At 54.7% G+C, this 1414-nt stretch carries 1 protein-coding gene; it reads left to right on the top strand.

Features of this window, described 5'->3' with window-relative positions:
* The first annotated feature begins 45 nt into the window (after window positions 1–45).
* Window positions 46–1251, top strand: coding sequence for an IS701 family transposase (locus tag APA10_RS11900; RefSeq protein ID WP_003630712.1), 1206 nt, complete (start codon window positions 46–48; stop codon window positions 1249–1251).
* The last annotated feature ends 163 nt before the right edge of the window (window positions 1252–1414 follow it).

The following is a 1414-nucleotide window of genomic DNA, read 5'->3' as shown; positions in this document are numbered from 1 at the left end:
CACTACAGTTGCATTTTGTGTTGAGTTCTGACTCTATGGGTAACCATGATTCAGGATATGATGAGTGGCGGTGCGTCTGTTGAAGAGACGCTAGAATTATGGGCGCGCTCGCTTCGGTCCGCCAAGGATCGGATGGCGCCGCTGTTCACGCAAAAACGTGTCGTAGATTCAGCCTGTGCTTTTCTTGATATTTTGATTGGCAATGAACCACGCAAGACGGGATGGATGCGAGCGGAAGCCGCAGGAGATCCTGGTCCATGGCGGCAGCAGGCGCTTCTGGGGCGCGGGCACTGGGATGCCGATGCTCTTCGTGATGTCGTCAGGGATTATGTGATTGAGCATCTGGGCACTGAAGAGGGCGTGCTGGTCATCGACGAGACCGGTTTTCTGAAGAAGGGTCAGGCGTCCTGCGGTGTGGGGCGGCAGTATACGGGATCTGCAGGCAAGATCACGAACTGCCAGATTGGTGTATTTGCCACCTATGTATCGACGCGGGGCCATGCCTTTGTGGACCGCGCCCTGTATCTCCCGAAAGACTGGACATCAAAGCCTGAGCGCCTGAAGCAGGCCCACGTTCCCGATGACGTGGTGTTTGCAACCAAACCGGCGTTAGCCTCGATGATGATTGAGCGGAGTATTGAGGCCGGTGTGCCCTTTCGCTGGGTTGCAGCAGACAGCGTGTATGGCGTCGGTGATGTGGAACGCACGCTTCGCCGGGCTGGAATTGGATATGTCCTTGGCGTCAAAGGCAATCACTGGTTCGGGTCATGGGCAACAAACCCGTTGATTGCAGGAGAAGCCAGAGATATTGCCTCGGATCTGTCAGAGCAGGACTGGCGCCGTCTGTCTGCGGGACACGGCACAAAAGGTGAGCGACTTTATGACTGGGCGTATCTTCCGCTTGCTGATCTGGATGCTGAAGAATTTGACTACCCTATAGCCGGACCATGGACACGAGGCCTGTTGATCCGCCGAAACATCGCTGACGGGGACCTTGCCTATTTTACGACCTGGAGCCCGAAAGGAACAACCACGCAGGAACTCGTGAACGTTGAAGGGACGCGCTGGAGGATCGAAGAATGTTTCGAGACGGCCAAAAACGAATTTGGTCTTGATCATAACGAGACCCGCTCCTGGCATGGTTGGCATCGGCATGTCTCTCTGGTCATGCTAGCCTATGCCGTCATGGCAAGTGTCCGGTATCAGGCAAACTCATTGAAACCGAAAAAAACACACCGCAGAACACGATAATCGTCGTCCGTTGGTCCATTCAGGAAATCAGGCGTCTTGTCGTAAAACTCTCACAACGCAGACTGCCCGTCGCTCACATCCTCAGATGGTCCGTCTTTCGACGAACACATCAGGCCAGCGCTATCCGTGCTCACTCACGACACAAAATGCAACTGTAGTGCTA

Origin of the sequence: Acetobacter pasteurianus subsp. pasteurianus LMG 1262 = NBRC 106471, assembly GCF_000285275.1 — a bacterium.
GTDB classification, from domain to species: Bacteria; Pseudomonadota; Alphaproteobacteria; order Acetobacterales; family Acetobacteraceae; genus Acetobacter; species Acetobacter pasteurianus.
Note: the sequence above shows the minus strand (reverse complement) of the source record. Positions and strands in the feature narration are given on the sequence as shown.

What these genes read in the sequence shown, in the direction of transcription:
- APA10_RS11900 (WP_003630712.1), top strand. Translation starts at nt 46, where the DNA reads ATGATTCAGGATATGATGAGTGGCGGTGCGTCTGTTGAAGAGACGCTA.